This window comes from Fructilactobacillus sp. X2R5C2, from assembly GCF_059901375.1.
The window spans coordinates 322,937-343,145 of record NZ_JBWXUX010000001.1 but is presented as its reverse complement, the minus strand read 5'-3'; the positions used below and the strand labels follow the sequence as shown (position 1 = coordinate 343,145).

General features: G+C 42.1%; 17 protein-coding genes. 10 read left to right on the top strand and 7 right to left on the bottom strand.

All coding sequences use genetic code 11. The annotated features are described in order from the left end of the window. The first annotated feature begins 7 nt into the window (after positions 1-7). From AC6UD2_RS01790 to AC6UD2_RS01775, 4 genes are all read left to right on the top strand, one after another. On the top strand, positions 8-562 hold the full coding sequence (locus AC6UD2_RS01790) for a DapH/DapD/GlmU-related protein (protein WP_500697830.1): 555 nt from the start codon (positions 8-10) through the stop codon (positions 560-562). A 50-nt stretch (positions 563-612) separates the two neighbouring features. Next, positions 613-1,134 (top strand): histidine decarboxylase maturation protein HdcB, encoded by a 522-nt coding sequence (gene hdcB / locus AC6UD2_RS01785; protein WP_500697829.1) that lies wholly within the window; start codon positions 613-615, stop codon positions 1,132-1,134. A 10-nt stretch (positions 1,135-1,144) separates the two neighbouring features. Further along, positions 1,145-1,684: a GNAT family N-acetyltransferase gene (locus AC6UD2_RS01780; RefSeq protein ID WP_500697828.1), complete on the top strand. Its 540-nt coding sequence runs from the start codon at positions 1,145-1,147 to the stop codon at positions 1,682-1,684. A 155-nt stretch (positions 1,685-1,839) separates the two neighbouring features. Then, positions 1,840-3,024 (top strand): aminotransferase-like domain-containing protein, encoded by a 1,185-nt coding sequence (locus tag AC6UD2_RS01775; protein WP_500697827.1) that lies wholly within the window; start codon positions 1,840-1,842, stop codon positions 3,022-3,024. A 45-nt stretch (positions 3,025-3,069) separates the two neighbouring features. Here AC6UD2_RS01775 and AC6UD2_RS01770 read toward each other — a convergent pair whose 3' ends face one another. Next, positions 3,070-5,124: an LTA synthase family protein gene (locus AC6UD2_RS01770; RefSeq protein WP_500697826.1), complete on the bottom strand. Its 2,055-nt coding sequence runs from the start codon at positions 5,122-5,124 to the stop codon at positions 3,070-3,072. Positions 5,125-5,282: 158 nt separating this feature from the next. Between AC6UD2_RS01770 and AC6UD2_RS01765 the strand changes: the two genes are divergently transcribed. Both AC6UD2_RS01765 and AC6UD2_RS01760 read left to right on the top strand, forming a co-directional pair. Continuing rightward, positions 5,283-5,540 (top strand): AbrB/MazE/SpoVT family DNA-binding domain-containing protein, encoded by a 258-nt coding sequence (locus AC6UD2_RS01765; protein ID WP_500697825.1) that lies wholly within the window; start codon positions 5,283-5,285, stop codon positions 5,538-5,540. Positions 5,541-5,610: 70 nt separating this feature from the next. After that, positions 5,611-5,970 (top strand): type II toxin-antitoxin system PemK/MazF family toxin, encoded by a 360-nt coding sequence (locus tag AC6UD2_RS01760; protein WP_500697824.1) that lies wholly within the window; start codon positions 5,611-5,613, stop codon positions 5,968-5,970. An 82-nt stretch (positions 5,971-6,052) separates the two neighbouring features. Here AC6UD2_RS01760 and AC6UD2_RS01755 read toward each other — a convergent pair whose 3' ends face one another. Then, positions 6,053-7,000 carry an NAD(P)H-dependent flavin oxidoreductase gene (locus tag AC6UD2_RS01755; protein ID WP_500697823.1) on the bottom strand — a complete coding sequence of 316 codons (948 nt, stop codon included), beginning with the start codon at positions 6,998-7,000 and terminating at the stop codon, positions 6,053-6,055. Between the two features lie 223 nt (positions 7,001-7,223). Here AC6UD2_RS01755 and AC6UD2_RS01750 point away from each other — a divergent pair, with 223 nt between their 5' ends. Beyond that, positions 7,224-8,138: an alpha/beta hydrolase gene (locus AC6UD2_RS01750; RefSeq protein WP_500697822.1), complete on the top strand. Its 915-nt coding sequence runs from the start codon at positions 7,224-7,226 to the stop codon at positions 8,136-8,138. 95 nt (positions 8,139-8,233) lie between these two features. Then, complete coding sequence (locus AC6UD2_RS01745; RefSeq protein ID WP_500697821.1) at positions 8,234-9,094, top strand: MetQ/NlpA family ABC transporter substrate-binding protein; 861 nt, start codon at positions 8,234-8,236, stop codon at positions 9,092-9,094. A 349-nt stretch (positions 9,095-9,443) separates the two neighbouring features. Here the strand turns inward: AC6UD2_RS01745 and AC6UD2_RS01740 are convergent, their stop codons facing one another. The 5 genes from AC6UD2_RS01740 to guaB form a co-directional block, all read right to left on the bottom strand. Next, positions 9,444-10,442: a LacI family DNA-binding transcriptional regulator gene (locus tag AC6UD2_RS01740; RefSeq protein WP_500697820.1), complete on the bottom strand. Its 999-nt coding sequence runs from the start codon at positions 10,440-10,442 to the stop codon at positions 9,444-9,446. Between the two features lie 1,104 nt (positions 10,443-11,546). Then, positions 11,547-13,433 carry an acyltransferase family protein gene (locus AC6UD2_RS01735; protein WP_500697819.1) on the bottom strand — a complete coding sequence of 629 codons (1,887 nt, stop codon included), beginning with the start codon at positions 13,431-13,433 and terminating at the stop codon, positions 11,547-11,549. Positions 13,434-13,536: 103 nt separating this feature from the next. Beyond that, entirely contained in the window at positions 13,537-14,316 is a 780-nt protein-coding gene (locus AC6UD2_RS01730; protein ID WP_500697818.1) for a hypothetical protein, read from the bottom strand. Between the two features lie 122 nt (positions 14,317-14,438). Further along, the gene (guaA, locus tag AC6UD2_RS01725; protein WP_500697817.1) at positions 14,439-15,998 is read right to left on the bottom strand and encodes a glutamine-hydrolyzing GMP synthase; all 1,560 of its coding nucleotides are present in this window, start codon (positions 15,996-15,998) and stop codon (positions 14,439-14,441) included. A gap of 10 nt (positions 15,999-16,008) precedes the next feature. Next, complete coding sequence (gene guaB, locus AC6UD2_RS01720) at positions 16,009-17,151, bottom strand: IMP dehydrogenase (protein WP_500697816.1); 1,143 nt, start codon at positions 17,149-17,151, stop codon at positions 16,009-16,011. A 236-nt stretch (positions 17,152-17,387) separates the two neighbouring features. Between guaB and hisS the strand changes: the two genes are divergently transcribed. Continuing rightward, positions 17,388-18,578: a histidine--tRNA ligase gene (hisS, locus tag AC6UD2_RS01715; RefSeq protein ID WP_500697815.1), complete on the top strand. Its 1,191-nt coding sequence runs from the start codon at positions 17,388-17,390 to the stop codon at positions 18,576-18,578. A gap of 63 nt (positions 18,579-18,641) precedes the next feature. Then, positions 18,642-20,102 (top strand): amino acid permease, encoded by a 1,461-nt coding sequence (locus AC6UD2_RS01710; protein WP_500697814.1) that lies wholly within the window; start codon positions 18,642-18,644, stop codon positions 20,100-20,102. The last annotated feature ends 107 nt before the right edge of the window (positions 20,103-20,209 follow it).

Here is a 20,209-nt window from a genome sequence, read left to right as displayed (position 1 = left end):
AAAATTAATGGATATTTTAGAAAGATTGTTAAAGGGTGCTCACGTATCTGCTGCTGATCCTGGATTTGAGAAGGTTTCAGCTATTATTGATAAGAATTCATTGCTGGAACAAGATTTAAATTGTAATCGGCATACACATGCTGAACAGCATCAGTTGTTAGAAAAGATTATGCAACAAAAGATTGATCCGACTACTCAAGTTTCACTGCCGTTCCATACGGATTTTGGTCCTCATATTTTTTTGGGAAAGAATTGTTTTATTAATAAAAACTCGATGTTTGTTGACCTTGGTGGCGTTTATTTTGGTAATCATATTTTAGTTGGACCGAACGTTACCTTTACGTCTTTGAACCATACCCTTGATCCAACGCACCGTTGGGACGTTAACAGTGCATCCGTTCACATTGAAGATAATGTCTGGATTGGCGCCGATGTGACCATTTTGCCGGGAGTAACGGTCTGTAAAAATGCTGTTATTGGTGCTGGTTCTGTTGTGACTAAGGACGTAAAAGCGAACACGGTCGTGGTAGGAAGCCCAGCTCATTTCTTAAAAGCGATATAATGGATTTGATGATAAAATCACGTTTGATCTAGAAAGAAAGGTAAAGGAAAATGCACGCCAAATTAAGTAAATTTCATGGACTGCAAAAGACACTTGGATCTCAATTCAATCAGTATCTTACGACTAACCTCCCAAAGGAAAAAGTAAGGGGATTATTGGTTGATAAGAATGGAACCAAGACATCCGTTTTAATCATTACGAAGACCGAGTTGCTTATTTTTCAAGATGGGAATCAAACTTTTTCTCACCGGTCCTACCCACGTAACATGATTGAGACCATGACTTTTGTGAGTGGGGTTCCCAACGGCGCCCTTAAATTTCAGATTAGAAATCAAAAGTTTAATTACCAAAACATTGTGTACGGTCGGGTCTATGACTTTACCCAGTCCGTTTTAAAGCGTGGACTTACTGCTGCTAAATATGACAACACGATTCGTGGCGAAAGCAATTATCTCACTAACGCCGACCATGGTAAGGAAGTGGATCGGTTGCGAGTGGCCATGCAAAATGGAAAACTGAGTCGTTATGAGTATGACGACCTAAACGGTTCCATTTCTAAGGCTGGTAAGTAGAAGTAGATTGATGTTTCCATATCAAGTTGATCAAGAAATTTCATTACGGCTTCCGGATCAAGCGGGAGATGCCCAACACCTGTATCAGTTGGTTAATAATTCCCGTACTACGATCGCAAGGTGGTTGCCGTGGGCTAATTCGATGAGATCAGTAAAGTCCGAGCAGCAGTTTTTGACACAAGCCTTGGCACATTATCGTGCTGGAGATTCGGTTAACTTATTGATAATTTATCGGGATCATATTGCTGGGATGATTAGTTTTAATTCGTTTGATGTTAACCAAAAGCAGGGTGAAATGGGATACTGGCTTGGCAATCAGTACACTGGAAATGGGATTGTGCATCGAGCCGTCCTTTCCATGTGTCAAATTGGATTTTATAACTATCATTTGAATCAAATTCATATCAAAGCTGTGGTTGACAACGATCGTAGTAATCAGGTTGCCAAACGAGCTGGTTTTCATCTAAATCAGGTAATTCAAAATGGCATTTTAATCAACGGTGTGGGTTATCAAACCAATGATTGGATCATGAAAAAAAGTGAATTATAAAGTAAGCTCATCAGTCTATCAGGTCTGATGGGCTTTTTGACGTCTTAAAAACGGACTCAGGAAAACGGAAGTATTATAATTGGACTAATGTAATGCTTTAATTACAGTGAAAATTAAATTAATGATGATGTTATTAACAAAGTGAGGTGCTTCAAATGAAATTTAGATACGCAAACGGGGTTCCTGAACACGTCAGCACGGTCACATCGAATCTTTTTAAAGCTGGTTCGGATCCTAAGGTGATTTCTTTTGGCGGTGGGATGCCCGCTCCAGAACTATTTCCAGTTGATGAAATTAGGGCCGCTGCCAACAAGGTTTTCGATCAGTATGGACAAGTGGTTTTACAGTACTCCCAGTCGCTTGGATACGAAAAATTAAGAAAACAGATCGTGGACATCATGAAGGAGCGCCACGTTGATACGGCGGTTAGTAACGTGGGAATTGTGACAGGGTCGGAACAGGCCATTGACATTGTTTCACGGATGTTGATTAACCCTGGCAATGTGGTTCTGACTGAGGATCCCACCTATCTCTCAGCGATTGATGTTTTTAAGTCGTATGGGGCTAAAATAGTTGGCATTCCCATGGACGAAGACGGGATGAAAACGGATGAGTTAGAAAAATTAATTCAAAAATATCCGACCGCCAAGTTTATTTATACGATTCCCAACTTTCAAAACCCAACTGGAAGAACCATGAGTGAAGTACGACGTAAAAAATTGGTCCAGATTGGGGAAAAGGCCGGAATTCCTATTTTGGAAGACGATCCGTATGGGGCCATCCGTTACGCTGGTGAGTATTTGCCGCCACTCAAGCACTTTGATCACGATGGTGGCGTTATTTATCTGAGTTCATTTTCTAAGATTCTGGCGCCGGGATTACGGCTAGGTTGGTTAGTGGCAGCACAAAATTTCATGGATAAATTTATCCTGTTTAAGCAAAATGCCGATCTTCACACCGATAATCTGACGCAGTACATCGTCTCCCAGTATCTGAGTGACGTTGACATTCACGAGCACATTAAAAAGATTACTGATACCTATGAACACCGGGCTAACCTAATGATGCAACAAATTGATAAGTATTTTCCTAAAAACGTTCGCCACAGTAAGCCTGAAGGTGGCATGTTTATCTGGGTGGAAGTTCCAGGAGTAAATACGGAAGAATTATATCAGACGTGTCTCAACAATAACGTGGTTTTTGTTCCCGGATCCGCTTTTTATGCTGATGATGCCCAACCGGGGACGTTCCGACTTAATTTCTCAAACATGAATGATGAAGAGATTAGAGAAGGGATCAAACGAATGGGAAAGGCTATTTCCGAAGTCGTTGGTCAATAAAACTAAAATAGCACCTAACTCATGCGAGTTAGATGCTATTTTTATTTATCTTTTATCCAATGAAGCTAAACTCGTGGATTTCTGTCCTAACTGCTTCTCGAGTTGTTTTTCCTTGTTAAATTCGTTGTTGTAATTGTAATCTTTAGGATTAACCGGCTTAAACCCTTTCGGATGATAGAAGCGCAGGAGATTTTCCTTGTTCAGTTTATCCGACAGTTCTAGTTCGGTGTTAACCTGCTTTTGGTTTTTGTTGATCTGTTCCTGTTGTGGTTTGGTGGGATGAAGCGGACGCTTGGTTCTATTATCGTAGACCGTTCCGTTAGCTGACGTGTACTGCGGTGAAACCCAGTCACGGTTTCTAAAGGCCACGACCTGATCGTGTTGTTTTGAGAAGAGATCGGTTCCAAACTGAACGTACGGTTTGGAGTTAACACCCAAGAGGTGCAAGATCGTTGGCAAAACGTCGATTTCACCGCCATACGTGTGATGGATCTTCCCACCGGTCGTTCCCGGCATGTTGATCATGAAAGGAACCCTTTGAATCTGGCTATGATAGTAAGAGTTCCAGTCGTTTGGCTTTACCCCTAACAGTGGTGCCAAGCTCCGTTCGTCCTGATCCATTAGGCCGTAGTGGTCACCGTAAATCACGATCATCGAGTTCTTATCGAGTCCCGTTTGGTGGAGATAGTCATAGAATTCTTTGACGGACTGATCGAGGTAGTGGGCGGTCACAAAGTAGTTGTTGACCTCTGGATTATCGGTGTTGGCGGTCTTAAACCGCATCTGTTTCTGATCCTTTTCGTCCAGAACGTACGGTAAGTGATTGGTAACAGTCAGATACTTGGCGTAGAACGGTTGTTGGAGATTTTCCAAGTATTTGTTGGAATCTTGAAAGAGGAGTTTGTCCTTTAATCCCATGCCTTCGGTTCGATCACCCTTTAAGCTGTAGTCCTTAGAACTAAAGAAGTACTGGAAACCAAGACGCTTGTACGTATTATTGCGGTTATAGAAGTTGGCGTCGTTACCGTGGAAAACGGCGGAGGTGTAGTTTTGCTGCTGCTTCAGGATGGCAGGAGCAGCTTGAAACGTGTTGGAATTTCCGTACTGTGAGAAGAGCGAGCCTTCCGGCAGACCGTACGTACTAGTTTCCAGCATGTTTTCTGCGTCAGCCGTTCTTCCTTGTCCGACCTGATGATAGAAGTTATCAAATGAATTGGTCGATTGACTGTGGTAAATCTTGTTTAGAAATGGCGTAACTTCTTTGCCATTGATCTTCTTGTCGATCAAAAACTGTTGGAAGCTTTCCAGATGAATGATAATCACGTTTTTACCACGAGCTGAACCGTACATTGCTGGATTGGGAGCGGCATAGTGACTATTAGTAAACTTGAGGATGTCATTAAGATCAGATTTCTTAGCGGTAGACCGAGCAATGTTGGTCTGAATCGATTTGGTCCAGTCATAGACAGTGTAGTTATCGATCCCGATATATTTGACGATGTCATTCTGCTTGCTTTGCGTACTTGATTGAGCAAACAAATTGGGATTATCAATGTGAGTTAGCACAAGATTGAGAATTAAAAAGAGAAATCCGATGCCAGTTGTAAGGAAGCTCCACCTTAGTTTTAAGGGATGCCGGTCGATTTTGATAACCCGAAACAGTAGTAATAGAATCACAATTACTAGGTCCAACCAGTAGAACGCATCCCACTTATTAATCAGGGCGGTGGCACTCGTAATTAACCCACCATTTAAGTTAGAATGGCCAGTTGTCATTGTGTCGGCGGTCATGAAGCCAAGGAAGCCTCGGAAATACACGATGTTTATGTATAGTAAGACGGTGTTTAAGAAATCAATGAAGATGATAAACGGATAAAACAGTTTCGCGGGCTTTAGGTACAGCGCCAAACTGAGGGTAATAATAATCGCGGCGAGCGGATTTATTAGTAAAATAATGTTGTGTTGCATCCGACTAGCGGGAATCAGGTAAAAGACGTGATAGTATGCGTAAACCGTTTTAAACCAGAACAGCGCGACAAGTAAGATGAAGAAGCCAATCCGAGTGTTGAAGACGTGAAGAATTTTTTTGATGATTTTCAAATTTAGACGTTCCTTTATGTATTAAAAATTATGTAAGTTATTGCACAATTAATATCTTATCATACTGAGAAGTTTTGCGACTGTTTACGTTGCTTTTGTATACACATAAGTATATACTTTAATTGCTGTAAGAATCCAATAAATGGAGGCTTGTAAATATGAATGAGACCAAGATCGTAAAATGGGGTAATTCTCAGGGAATTCGAATTCCGAAAAAAATGTTGAAAGAAATTGGCATTGATAATCCTGATAATCAAAAAGTTAAAATGGAAGTTAATAAGCAAAAGAACGAAATTTTTATTAAAAAAGAGGGGCATGAGTCCAGATTAATGAAAAAGTATGGCTACCTTATGGATCAACCTAAAGACGGTGAAGTTGATTGGGGCCACGACGTAAGAAATGAAATTATTCCGTAAAACTAGTGCCTGAGGTGGTACGTGATATCGACACCATAGGGCACTAATACTTGTGAAAGAAGGAGTTTGAGTGACCAATTCTAATGATTCAAATTTTCAGGATGGTGACGTAGTTTGGGTGAATTTTTCTCCCACTAATGGCCATGAACAACAAGGACGGCGTCCAGCTGTAGTAGTTTCAATTGGTGACTTGGAAAGGTTGGCCGGAGTAGTTTGGGTAGTTCCCATCACATCGACCAATAAAAAAAGGCTGTCAGTACCAATCAATGCGAACATCGGCAATCATGGTATCGATGGTCAGGTATTAGTGGGACAAATCAGATCGATTGATCCACTATCGCCACGTAGAGACGTTGAAAGGGTTGGTCAATGTCCACCAGATACCCTTACTGAAATTCATCAAAGTATCGATATGATCCTTCATCAGTGAGTTAGGTTATGAGAATTTTTAAGTAATACAAAAAAGACTTCAAATGACTTTTAACAAGCCAATTTGAAGTCCTTTTTATTATTTAATTTTCAAAATCTTGCATCATTTCATCCACCACTTCTTTGACACTCTTAATGTCATGGATGTCGTTGATTCCAACGTCGATGGAGATCACCCCATCATCCAGTTTGCCGTCAAGCATGGCGGGTCGAACCCCACCAGCCTCACGAGTTTGTTGATAGGTATCCTTAACACCGTTGTTAAATTCCTTGGCCCATTTATCAGCCATTGGGTTCTTGATGGAACGTTGGTTAGGTGAAACAAGGACAACGTCATCAACCGTGGAGTCGATGATCTTTTGTTTAGCGGCGTATGAAGTCCGGTTTTCGTCGGTTACGATAAACCGCGTTCCGACGTAGACACCCTGAGCACCGAGGGCAAAGGCAGCTCGCACACCACGAACGTCCATGATGCCACCAGCGCCAACAACGGGGATGGAAACGGCGTCCACAATTCGTGGAATGGTAGTGAAAGTGCCAAGTCCAGTGGTTGGGATAATGCCTCCCTCGTCGTAACCAGTGGCAATTAAGATGTCGACACCGAGGGTCTCGGCCTTCTTTGCTCCTTCAACCGACGGATTGAGTTCCCGAAAGATCAAGGTACTCCCAGAATCCTTGATTTCCTTAAATAACTTTGGATTAATGGCTCCAGATAAAATGAAGATTCGAACTCCAGCATCGAAAGCGGCCTTAAAGGTCTTGTCAGGATAAGCAAAGTCGTCTTCACTGTTTACGATCATGTTAACCGCGAACGGTTTGTCAGTGAGCTTCTTAGCCTCCGCAATCTGCTTCTTCAGCATTTCGGTGGCGTCTTGATCAGGACGTGTTTTACCAGCATTGGGGCCAAGTGTTCCCATTCCACCAGCGTTTGAGACGGCAGCTACGAACTTGGCGTCGGTCAACCAGTTTAATGAAGCTTGAATAATGGGATATTTAATTCCTAAAATTTTAGTAATTGGACTTGTTTTCAATTGAATGACTCCTTACTTATTATTAGTTAGTTACACATACATATTTTAGTAGAAAATGCATTAGAAGCAAACTAAAACGATTTGTGATTGATTGAATGACAGTTGAATTAATCTGTAACTTCCATTAAAGCTTGCAATGACCGTGGTTACGTTCCCTTCAAAAATCATTAGTCATTTGGTGAAGTGAAATCCTTATAATGAGCAGTATGTTAAAAGGGGCGAAATGATGAAAAAAGGAAAATTAAAGCGGTGGCACAAGGTTGTCATCGCACTTGTAATTATCGTTATTATCTTAATTTTTGTGGGAACCTACTTTCTATTTAACTTCGCGTTCAAGCGGGGTGGATACAGTACCCAGGTCGGCGAGAAGGTGAATACCACTTGGATCAAAAAACAAAATCCGCAGGTTTGGCACCAGACTAACAAGAGTGGGTTGAAGCTAACGGCGTACTACTTGCCCGCTAAAACAACCACCAATAAAACGATGATCGTGGTTCATGGCTACGGGAGTACGGGACACAAGATGAATAACTACATTCGGATGTTCCACGATGATGGTTACAACGTGTTGGCACCGGATGATGAATCGTTTGGTTGCAGTCAGGGAGAATACGCTGGCTATGGCTGGAAGGATCGTTCTGACATCGTGACCTGGATGAACATGATCAACCAGAAAATACCAACTGGTCGGTTGGGAATGTTTGGGATTAGCATGGGCGCCGCGGCCGTGTTGTTCACGTTGCCAAAAGCTCCCCATAATGTTGACTTTGCGATTGCCGACTGTGGCTACAATAGCATCTACGACGAGTTAAAATACGAACTCGGCACGTTGTTCCATCTGCCAACCTTCCCGATCCTGCCGATTGCTAGGATCTACGGTAACATCTTCGCCAAGTATGATTTTTACGCTGCCAATACGAAACAGACGCTAGCTCACAACAAAATTCCGCTCTTCATCATCCATGGAAATGCGGACAAGTTTGTTCCCGTAAAAGACGCGTACATTAACTACCAAAATGATCATGGTCCGAAGCGGTTGTGGATTGTGAAACATGCGACGCATGCGGATTCCTTCAACAAAGAAGGCCATGTGTACGTGAAAAAGACCAGGGCGTTTTCGGAACAGTACTTTAAGTAGGATTTGGAAATAAAAAAAATCAAAGTAATTAATTGATTTAACGCTAAGAATGTGTTTGAGTGATGATAATTAATGAAGTATAGAGGAGGTCAGGGATGAGAAAAATATGGAAATGGATCGTTGGGATTGCGGTTGTTCTGGTCGTCGTCGGACTTGGTGCATATCAGTTTGGGTACAAACCCGCTCAGTCGCCCAAAACCGTCACACTAGGCTCATATGGTCCTGATACTCAGGTATGGGAATACATTGCCAAACTACCTGAAACCAAGAAAGCCGGAATTAATTTACAGGTCAAAGACTTTTCTGATGGTGTAAGTCTAAACAAGGCTACCGTTGAGGGTCAGGTTGACGTAAATGCCTTTCAGATGGAAAGTTACTTGAAATACTTTAATCAAAATAACAAGAAGGGCAAACTAGCAGTTCTAGGGACCACTTATCTTGAACCAATGGGACTCTATTCTCACCGGTATAAGTCCGTCAATGCGATTCCCGATAAGTCGACGATTGCGATTTCTAGTAATCCGGCCAACACGGCTCGTAGTTTAAAACTCCTCCAGAGTGCTGGTTTGATTAAGTTGGGTGGAGAACCTAAGAATGGGCTTTATCAACCCAGAAACGTGACGGATAATCGCAAGGATTTGAAATTCCGTGAGGTTGATGACCACACGGGTCCACGTTTGCTGAATGATAAAACCGTTGCGGCCGTCGTCATTGGCAACACTATGGCACTTCAAAGTAACCTGAACGTGAAAAAGGATGCCATTTATCATGAACAACTGAATGAGGACACCAAGGGCAATATTAATGTGATTGCTACGAACGCTAAGAACAAGAATGATCCTAACTACAAGAAGTTAGTGAAGTTATATCACAGTAAGCCGGCACAGAAATACATTAAAGAGAAGTTTCATGGAACCAAAATTGATGTAAATAAACCAGCCAGTTATTTTAACTAGCAGGGTTAAACGGGACTAAAGAGAGGTTAAGTGCTCTTTGGTCCTTTTTTTGTGGTTAAAAAATACGAATAATTACAAGAAGTTTCGTAAACGGTTAACTAGTGATGAAATATAAGTTAAACATTGAAAATGGTGCGTTATTTTCACAAGTATGCCACAGAAGATGTGAAGAAAGGCGTATTTTCCGTGTTATTCTTTAGACACTCCAAAACATATTGCTTTCACAACGCTTTTCTTACTTCTGGAGACACATAGCTTCACACTCCCCAAAATGCCACTTAGTAATAAGTGGCATTTTTGTTTGGAAAATAAAAACCGATTAAGTGACTAACTTAATCGGTCTTAAATGTTATTCAAACGTAGCATGAACCATGTAGCGCTTTTTATTTAGATCCACTCGCTTGTTGATGATATCGTACATCAGTTGAGCGGAGTATTTTCCCATTTTGTACGCATCCGTTCGGATACATTTGGTGCGTGGGTTAATTAAATTAACGATTTTAGAACTCACAAAGCCCGTGATATTTGGAATTTTTTCTTTATCAATCACGTTGTTTCGCAGTAATCGTGGCAGGAGGTGCAGTAACCATTGTTCCGTCAGGCAGAAGATTAAACTGTTGGGCTGGCGCTTTAACTCTCTCACGATCTCATGGTAGGCCTGATTTAAGGACGTCTTGGAGTGACCCGGTTTGACAATGGTGATATCAGGTTCGGGGTACACGTATTTAATTCCCGCAATTCGTTCCCGAACTACCTTCATTTCACTTTCAGCGTTGGTAACCAGAATTAACTTCTGAATGCCTAGGTTATTTTTAAAAAAGGAGCCAGCTTTTTGGGCAATCTCAAAGTTGTTGGCAACGATGTTGTAGAAGAAGCCGTCATTAATCGATTTGTCGGCTAGGATGACCGGAAAGCGTGGCTTTAGTAGTTCGGCAATGTCCTTAATGTGTTCGTTGACAGGATGAATGATCGCGCCCCTGATCAAGCTCGTATCCAGAGAGAGAAAGAGGTCCCGCTCGTTTTTGTATTTACTGGCGGAATTGATTAGTAACGGAATGTACTTATACTTTGATAATTGGTCTTGAATCCCCTCAAACATCCGAATCGAGAAGGGATCTTCAATATCAGAGACACCTACCGCAATGATACTCCCACTGTCATTTTGGCGACTGAGTCGACGAGCCATTGAGTTCGGCACATACCCGAGATGACTAATGGATCTTTTGATCCGATTCGCCGTATTCTTGGACATCGAATTCAAATGGTTATTTAAGAACCGTGAAACGGTTGCTGTCGACACATTGGCATGCCTGGCAACGTCAGTAATGGTGACACGTTTCTTGTTCATTTTTCACTTCCTCAATTTATTTCATAAATGATTACATAAAAATATCATATCCAATAAAATTATAAAAAGCAAAATGTTATTACATAATACTTAGATTAATCATAAGAATTTGGAGAAAATTGAGTAAGCGGTTAACCACTTACGTATTTAGGTATTGGATAGTGAAAACGGCTCATTTTCATTGTTACAGGTTAAAAGTGGGACAAATGGCGGTCTAGCGCAGTTAAGAGGCATTCTTGCTTGTAGAATTTCTGAAATTTCTTATTGGTTTACAACTTGACCGCCGTGTATCGCTGAAGGTGCAATGTTAACGAGAGAAACGAGGAGGTTGACTTGTGAAATTTATATGGGATTTTAAATAATTTGGGCAAACGGTTAACTATAGGCGGAGTAGTAATTTACTGCGCAAAAAGGGTCTGATTTGTGAAAATAAATTGTAAAATGGGACCGTACTAGCGATTTCATTCTCTATAATTATAGATAAATCAACCAAGAGAAGGTGTAAGCGATGGGCAGAGGATAGCTTCATGAAACGTTAAAAGTTCCATGAATTCAGCAACGAACTAGAGAAAATAGACGGTTATTCTTATAAGAAAACCGTGAATATTCATTATGTAGCTTCCAAAAAAATAATTAAAAGATCAATACTTTAAAACAAACTAGTTCCTAAATGTGGTTACAAGTGTGAGGGATAAAACATAAATAAGTAGACAAACATATAAAAAGATCCTGGCGGTTTCTTTAATATCGAGTTAATTAATTTTAAGGGTGGGCTTTTTGGCGTTAATGCTTGTACGCATGACTAGTGAGTAAGTAAAACTCGTGATGGTTTCCTCACTGCAAGGGGATGGAGGGAAATAAAACAATTTGACGAAGATCATCATTATCAAATTGCTTCTTTAAAAGCAAATCTCATTCATAAAAACACTCCCAGAAAATTGTGAGATTTGTCAGTAAAAATTTCAAACGCATTGACAGTTTAGTTAATAACGTTGGTATGCAGAGGAGAAACAATCCGAGTACTAGTACGTAATGGTTTAAAGTATGAGAACTTAAAAGAGGGACCTTGTCATGACAAGGTCCCTCTTTTTTACTGATAATATTTTATTTAATGGCGTGTTTTAAAACGTTCTGGGCCACAAAGGTGGCATACTTTGGAGCTCCTTGATTATTTGGATGAGCTTGGTCCGAATACAACCAGCTTGGATGTTGATTGATGTAATCGTTCCAGTCAATAATGTATAGATTCTTATATTTCTTTTGCGAGTCCTTTAGCATGGCGTTTACTGAGTTTTGCCATGTTTCGGTTGGAATGTGAACGTTAATCCAGAAGACATTTCGTTTTGGTCCGGCAATATCCATGATTTGTTTCATGGTTTCTGGAGAAATATTCCCGTTCGTTCCAAGTCCGATGACGACGTTTTTCCCTAGTAATCCCTGATTAGCTAAACTCTTAATGTCAGGAACCGCTGCAGCGGGTTGACGTGAAACTTGAGCGTCAATGTAAAAACGGGGAAAAATCTTCTGTAAATCATCGTGTCCAGCTAACATAACGGAGTCACCAACTGCAGTCCCAGAGAGGTTCTGTGCCTCCTTCACCTGGGCAGCCGTTAAGCCATTCTTTTCTAATTGACTTTGATCCTTGTTTGAACTTTTAACTTTTTTGCCACTCTTAATATCTTTAGCAAGATTCTTATTGTTTTCTTTTTCAGTTTTAGCATTTTTCTGAATTCGATTAGCAAGCTCCGTATGGTTAGCTTGCTTAGGATTAACGGTCGTTGACTGGAGGATTCCCACGCCACCAATGATGGCCAAAACGCCTAGAATAATCTCACGAATCCTAGTGTGACTCATGAAACGATATAGTTCACTAAAAAGTTGTTTGTAGTCGTATTTACCGAAGGGAACTTCCACAAAGCGATACGATAATTCTGAGATTCCAACGATCAGTAAAATTTCGACAACGGCGTATAGCAACTGATGGTCAGCTACGTTTTTAAATTTATCTTCAAAAAAGATAAAGACGGGCAGTTGATAAACATAGATTTCATAGCTCCGTGATCCGATCCAGTCAAAGATTGGATTAGTCATGAGCCAGTTCCATTTTCCGATATTGGATAGGATGGCCCACATGATCAGGACCGTAAAGAGTGAAAATAGAACCATTCCACCGCGATAGAGGAATTTGGACTGAGCGCCAACGGTAAAAATGAGCCAGACCATACCAACAACACCGACCAGTCCAACAATGTCGAAGAAAATCTTTTGTCCCTGATCAGAGTTTTTAACCGTTCGACTGCTAGGCCAGATAACGGCGAGGGCAGCTCCCAATAGAATTGAGAACATCCGGGTATCAGTTCCATAATAGACACGGCTTGGATCAGTTCCAGGCTTGAATAGTACGGCCATGAGGATGGCCGACAAGATTGATAATCCAATGGCAACGAAAAAGACGCTCTTTTTGTTTAAACGACCATGTTTGTTTTTATTGAAAAGGTACAAAAGGATGACGATAATTAAGGGCCAAATTAGGTAAAATTGACCTTCAATTGCTAACGTCCACAAGTGGGTGAACGGTGATTCTGATCCTGCAAAATTCTGAAAGTATGACTGTCCGTTAGCAATTTCATACCAGTTATAGACGTACGCAAGGTTAGTAACCACGCTCTGCCATAGGTTTGCTAACAAATTTCGTTGAAATAAAGTGATGTAAGTTGCCGTTGCAAATAACATTACGATCAACGTCGGGTATAGACGTTTTAATCTTTTGTACCAAAAGTGACCGTAACGAAAGTGACCAGTTGATTGATATTCATTAATTAAATGGTCGGTAACTAAGTATCCTGATAGTGTTAAGAATACTGGAACCCCTAAATATCCACCACTGAAAATATTTTGATTAAGATGGTAGAGAATTACGCAGATAACTGCTAGGGCTCTCAGTCCTGTAAACCCAGTAATAAAACGATTCTTTGAAGTATTTGTTTCCATAATTAAAATTCCCTACTAATTAATAATTATTAAATTCCGACCAAAAAAGACTGCCAAACAACATTATTTGACAGTCTTTTCACTTATGGTTCATTAAGTTAATTTAGTGTCTAAAATGATGTGCTTTTCTTACGCGATACCAGACAAACGCACCAATGCCGACAATTAAAATGACAATTATGCCACCGATCATCCATGGGGTATGATCCCTTTTAGCTGATTTTTTTGTTCGATCGTCTTTTTTAGCTTGTTTGTCTTGCTTACTTTGCTTCTGATTGTTTTGCTGCTTTTGGGATTCTTGCTTGGCTTGATTCTTTGAGTTATCTTGCTTTTTATTTTGTTGATTAGGTTGGTTCTGATTGACTTTCTTGTCAGTAGAATCGGCTTTGCCTTGGTTAGCGTTACCCAGCTTTTCGCTATTATCATCTCCATTGGTTTTGGCTCTGTCATTTGCGTTACCAGTCTGGGGATCGGATTTGGCATTGTTTGCCGGTGTTGTGGCATTTCCGCCTTGCCAATTACCTGTCTGGCCTGCTTGATTGAGTGGTTGATAAGCAATTGTGACCGTCATTGACTGGCCACCAGCTGGGTAGGTGTTGCCACCATTATCAGCTCGGTTACTTCCAGCGACATATCCGGGGATGTTAGGAACATCATTGGATAAATCAAGCATACTGTTGGGAGCACCGTAAATGACTTTACTAGAACGGATTGGTTGTCCGGTTAGGGCGTTGACGTATTGAACAACAACACGTCCTTGAGCGGTACTCTCCGAAACGTTTGGATCAGCATGAACCGAGTTTGGATGGCTTATAAAGAATCCACCACTAAATAGAGTAGTACCAACTAAAAGTGAAAGGGCAATTTTCTTAATGTTCATCATAACCATCCTCGCTATGTATTTTGTTATAAAACCCAGAAGCCATTATACAACAAAATGGGGGGGTAACTAGAGCGAATAAAAAAAATCATTTCCAAAATAAATGGAAATGATTCTTTTGATTTTTATTGATACTCAATCGTTGCCGGTGGCTTACCCGTAATGTCGTAAAGAACCCGATTGATTCCGGGTACTTCATCGACGATTCGTGATGAGACCTTGCTTAAGACATCCCACGGAATTTCCGCAAATTCCGCAGTCATCCCGTCAACTGAGTTAACGGCACGAATATTAATAGCCTCATCGTAGGTTCGTTCGTCACCCATGACACCAACCGTCCGAATCCCAGGTAGGGCAGTGAAGTACTGCCAAACTTTCTTGTCAAGACCGGCTTTTTTAAACTCATCACGCAGGATTGCATCGGAGTCCCGCACTTTCTTTAATCGTTCAGGAGTCACATCACCGATAATTCTGATTGCAAGACCTGGACCTGGGAAGGGTTGACGCCAAACCATTTCGTCTGGCATGCCAAGCTTCTCACCAATTTCGCGAACTTCATCTTTGAACAACTTGTTTAAGGGCTCGATTAATTTGAATTTAAGGTCCTTAGGAAGGCCACCAACGTTATGGTGGGATTTGATCGTCTGGGCGGTGTCAGTTCCTGATTCAATGACATCCGTGTATAACGTTCCCTGAGCTAAGAAATCAACGTCCTTGAACTTGCGAGCTTCCTTTGAGAAGGTGTCGACAAAGTCTTTACCGATGATCTTACGTTTCTTTTCGGGATCAGTCACACCCTTTAGCTGTGATAAAAATTCGTCACTTGCATCGACAAAATCAATGTTTAAACCGAATTCATCTCCCAAAGTGTGTAAGACCTGTTGAGCTTCATTTTTACGTAACAGACCGTGATCCACGAAAACGGAGATCAATTGATCACCAATGGCACGGTGTAACAGAACGGCAACCACACTGGAATCAACTCCACCGGAGAGACCCAGCAGGACCTGCTTGTCGCCGACTTCTTCCTTAATGTTCTCAATGGCATCATCAATGAAGTCATCCATGGACCAGTTGTCCTTAGCATGAGCAATGTCAAAGACAAAGTTGTGCAGCATCTGATTGCCCTGCTTGGTTAGGTTAACTTCGGGATGAAATTGGACGGCGTAGATTCCCTTGTCGGGATCTTCCATGGCTGAAATGGCACACTGCTCACTAGTAGCGGTCACCTTAAAACCGTCTGGAACCTTGGTAACGAAGTCCCCATGGCTCATTAAAACGGTTTGATCAGCATCAAGGCCCTTGAAAGTTCCAGAATCATTACTGGTAACTTTGATTTCAGTGGGACCGTACTGACTGTCGTCGGCGGTCGTTGTTTCGCCACCCTTTAAATCGTGGGCGAGTAGTTGCATTCCGTAACAGATTCCCAGAATTGGAATTCCCATGTTCAAGATCTCAGGATCGACGTCTAGGGCATCTTTGCCGTTCACACTGTTGGGTCCACCAGAAAAGATGATTCCCTTTGGGGCGATCGCCCTTACTTCTTTGGCAGTGATGGTGTGTGGTTTTAGTTCTGAATAAACCCCCATGTCACGAATGCGACGGGTGATTAGTTGGTTGTATTGACTACCAAAGTCGAGAACTAAAATCTCATCATAATCACGTTTTTTTGTACCAGTTGCCATCAAATTCCTCCTACTTATCGATTGAATAGTTTGGTGCGGATTTGGTGATTTGCACATCGTGTGGATGTGATTCGCGTAGTCCTGCATTAGTAATTCTAACAAATTGAGCGTTATTAATTAAGTCGGAAATAGTGTGGGAACCGGTGTAGCCCATTCCAGAACGTAATCCTCCAGCAATCTGGAAGAGGACGGTTGAGACGTCCCCTTTATAAGGAGTTTGCCCCTCAATTCCTTCTGGAACGAGTTTCTTTTCTTCTTTAACCTTACCTTGGAAGTAACGGTCAGATGAGCCATTTTCCATGGCTGCAAGAGATCCCATACCACGATAGGCTTTGTACTTTTTACCGTCGGCACCCGTGTAAACGTCACCAGGGGCTTCGGTAGTCCCCGCTAGCATACTGCCAAGCATGACGGCACTACCACCAGCGGCGAGCGCTTTGACGATGTCACCGGTGTACTGCATTCCACCATCAACGATGATTTGTTTACCGTAATCAGCAGCGACTTGAGCAGCGTCGAAAGCAGCGGTGATTTGAGGAACCCCAACGCCAGCCACAATGCGAGTGGTACAGATTGAGCCAGGACCAATCCCGACCTTAGCAATGTCAACCCCAGCGTCAAAGAGGGCTTTAGCCCCCGCACCGGTAGCGATATTTCCAGCAATCAAGGTTTTGTCTGGGAACTTGCTTCTGATTTCAGCAATTTTATCTAGGACACCCTTGGAGTGACCGTGGGCGGTATCGATGATGACGGCATCTGCGCCAGCATCAAATAATAATTGAGTTCGATCGAAGGTATCATTGGTTACCCCAACGGCCCCCGCTACTAATAAATGACCATCGTCATCCACTGCAGCGTTGTCGCCGGTAACCTCAGCAGTTTTAACCGTTTTAACTTCGGCCGCTTGATCTTTTGCGCTCATGTTCTTGTGAACTACTCCTAGTCCACCATTTTGAGCCATCGCGATTGCCAAAGGTGCCTCTGTGACAGTATCCATACTTGCACTTAGAACGGGTAGGTTAAGCTTTAAGTTCTTGCCTAAAGTCGTTCTTAAGTCAACTTGGTTTGGTAATACGTCACTTGCTGCAGGAATTAGAAGAACATCATCAAATGTTAATCCTTGTTTCCCGAATTTATAATTCCAATCCTTCATCGTACTCCTCCTATTGTTCAGTTTTTTATAAATTATTAATAGAATACCATAAAAAACGTTGGACTATCAATGATAACTCGAACAATTTTTATTTGGTTAACGTTAATCATATGTAGTTGTCAGCTGGTTGATTTATTTGAGGGGACAAGACATGCTAATTCAATAATGGTAAAATCTACGTATATATCTTTAGCATGGTTTTAAATGAAGTAATTTAATAGAAAGATGGGAAAATTATGGACGACAAATTTAAGAAAGTTAGAGGGATGTCAGACATTTTGCCTGACGAGACCAGTATTTGGCAACGAATTGAAGACACCGCACGCGACGTCTTTTCCAGATACGACTTTCATGAGATGCGAACCCCACTAGTTGAGAAGACCCCAGTCTTTACAAGGACTTCTGGTGATAGTTCGGATATCGTGACAAAACAGATGTATAGTTTTCAGGATAAAAGTGGGCGTGATATCTCACTTCGACCTGAAGGAACCGCTGGAGTGGTACGTTCGTTTGTTGAAAACAAGCTCTTTGGACCTGAACATCCAAAGCCCGTCAAGGTTTACTATATGGGCGCCATGTTTCGTTATGAACGTCCGGGTGCTACCCACAACCGTGAGTTTCATCAGATTGGTTGTGAATCGATTGGGGCCACAAGTCCACAAATTGACGCTGAGACGATTGCGTTAGCCCTCGACATTTTCAAGGGTGTTGATATTAACGATTTAAAGGTTGAGATTAACACCCTGGGTGACGAAGTGAGCCGCAAGCGTTATCATGATGTTTTAGTTGATTATTTCTCACAGTATGAGGATCAACTTAGTGACGATTCGAAACGGCGTTTACAACAGAACCCTCTGCGAATCCTTGACAGTAAGGACAAGGGCGACCAGAAGTTGGTGGCTGATGCCCCGAAACTGGAAGACAGTCTGACCGACGAATCGAGGCAGTATTTCACTGACGTCTTGTCCGCTTTGGATGCCCTAGACATCCCGTACACCGTTGACGATCGGTTAGTTCGTGGTCTAGATTACTACACGGACACGGTCTTTGAAATCATGGCAAAGGATCCTAGTTTTGGTGATGATTACACCACCATCTGTGCCGGTGGTCGTTACAACCACATGGTGGAAGAATTCGGGGGACCCGAAAATACCGGTGGCGTTGGGTTTGCCTTTGGCGAAGAACGATTGGCAACGATCGTAAATTCTAACGACGACAGTAATGCCATTGATTACTTCATTGCGACCGACGTTAAAAATAAGGACAGTAAAGCCAAGAATCAGATCCTTGATGAGGCACTTAAGAAGGCGGAGGAGTTACGAAATGACGGCAACTCCGTTGAGGTTAATTTCCAGAGTCGCAGCATGAAGAGTCAGATTAAAGAGGCTAAAAAATTAAATAGTAAGAACATTATAAGACTTGAGTAATTAGAAACGAGGGCGAATTTGATCGCCTTTTTCTTTTAACTCCATATTGAAAGAAGTGAGGATTTGAGTAATAAAAAAGAAAAGATCGGGACGGTCGGTCTGACGGCGTTCGTATTATCCGCGATGGTTGGTGGTGGAATCTATGATCTGCCACAGAACATGGCGCTCCATGCCGGAGCAATTGCCCAAATCATCGCTTGGGCCCTGTCAGGACTGATTATCTGGTTCATCGTACGTTCGTTTATGACACTATCAGAAGTTCGGCCCCAATTTACCACTGGGCTATACCATTATGCCCACGCTGGTTTTGGGAACTTTACCGCGTTCTTTGTAAGCTGGGGTTATTGGATCTGTCAGTCGTTTGCCGTGGCAGCGTACTCGGTGCTACTGATGTCGACGTTAAACGCGTTTTGGCCCGGGACGTTTACCGGTGGAAATAACTGGATCTCTATTTTAGGTGGAACGATTGTGTTGTGGCTGATGACCTACCTGATCCTGAAAGGGATTCGGGTTACTAGTCACGTGGACGTCTTTGGGACAATCTGTATGTTGACGATTGTGGCCATCTTCATCATTACCATGATCGTGGTCTTTAATTGGCATGCTTTTACCACGAATATGTTTGCTGCTCAAACATTGCCGAAGGTCAACGATAAAGCCATGGGCGGTCTCTTTTCCCAGGTTCGAAACGCCATGATGACCACCATGTGGGTCTTCTCTGGAGTTGAGGGTGCAGTGGTTCTTTCAAGTAACGCCAAGAGTCAAAAGGACGTTCGTCAAGCCACCAAGTATGGTTTCTTGATTTGTTTGGTACTGTACGCCTTGGTATCAATCCTGCCACTTGGCTTACGGAGTTATGGTCAGATTGCGAACCTGCAGAGTCCTTCAACCGGGGCTTTGATGCAGATCGTTTTGGGACCTCTAGGACGATTAATCATCACCTTTGGGGTAATCGTGGCCGTCTTATCAAGTTGGTTAACGTGGGTCTTGGTCTTATCCGAAATGCCACGGGCGGCTTCAATGGACGGAACCTTCCCGAAGTTCTTTAGAAAGATGGGAAAGAACAACGTTCCGATTCACTCATTGTTCATGACGGTCTTAGTCATTCAGTTGATCATCATCTTTACCCACTTTGCGGGCAGAGCCTTCAACTTTACGTTGACAATCGTTGGAACGATGACGGTTCCACCATACTTGATTTCGATGATGTACCTGTTCAAGATCAGTCGAAATGAGAAGACGTTTAATCCGACTGGCAACAAGATTTCCGTCTCAAGAAAGAGTGCCTACTTCGTTTCCGCACTCGCAATCCTTGGAACCCTATTTATGGGATATGCCGCTGGGCTTGAGTACATGACAATTGCCTTTGTGATCTATGCAATTGGGATTCCGTTGTTTATGTATGCTAGAAAGCAGTACGCACCCAACCAGCCAATCTTTGGGAAGTACGAACGTTACTTTGCCATTGGAATTTTGATTGTGGCCGTTATCGGTGTGATTTTGCTGATTCAACCAAAACTATAAAACTAAATTTAAAGGACGATTGATTTAATTCAATCGTCCTTTTTCTATTCATTAATTTTAGTTTAAATGACGTACGTAAAGCCGCATATAACTATCCTTGTTTTGAA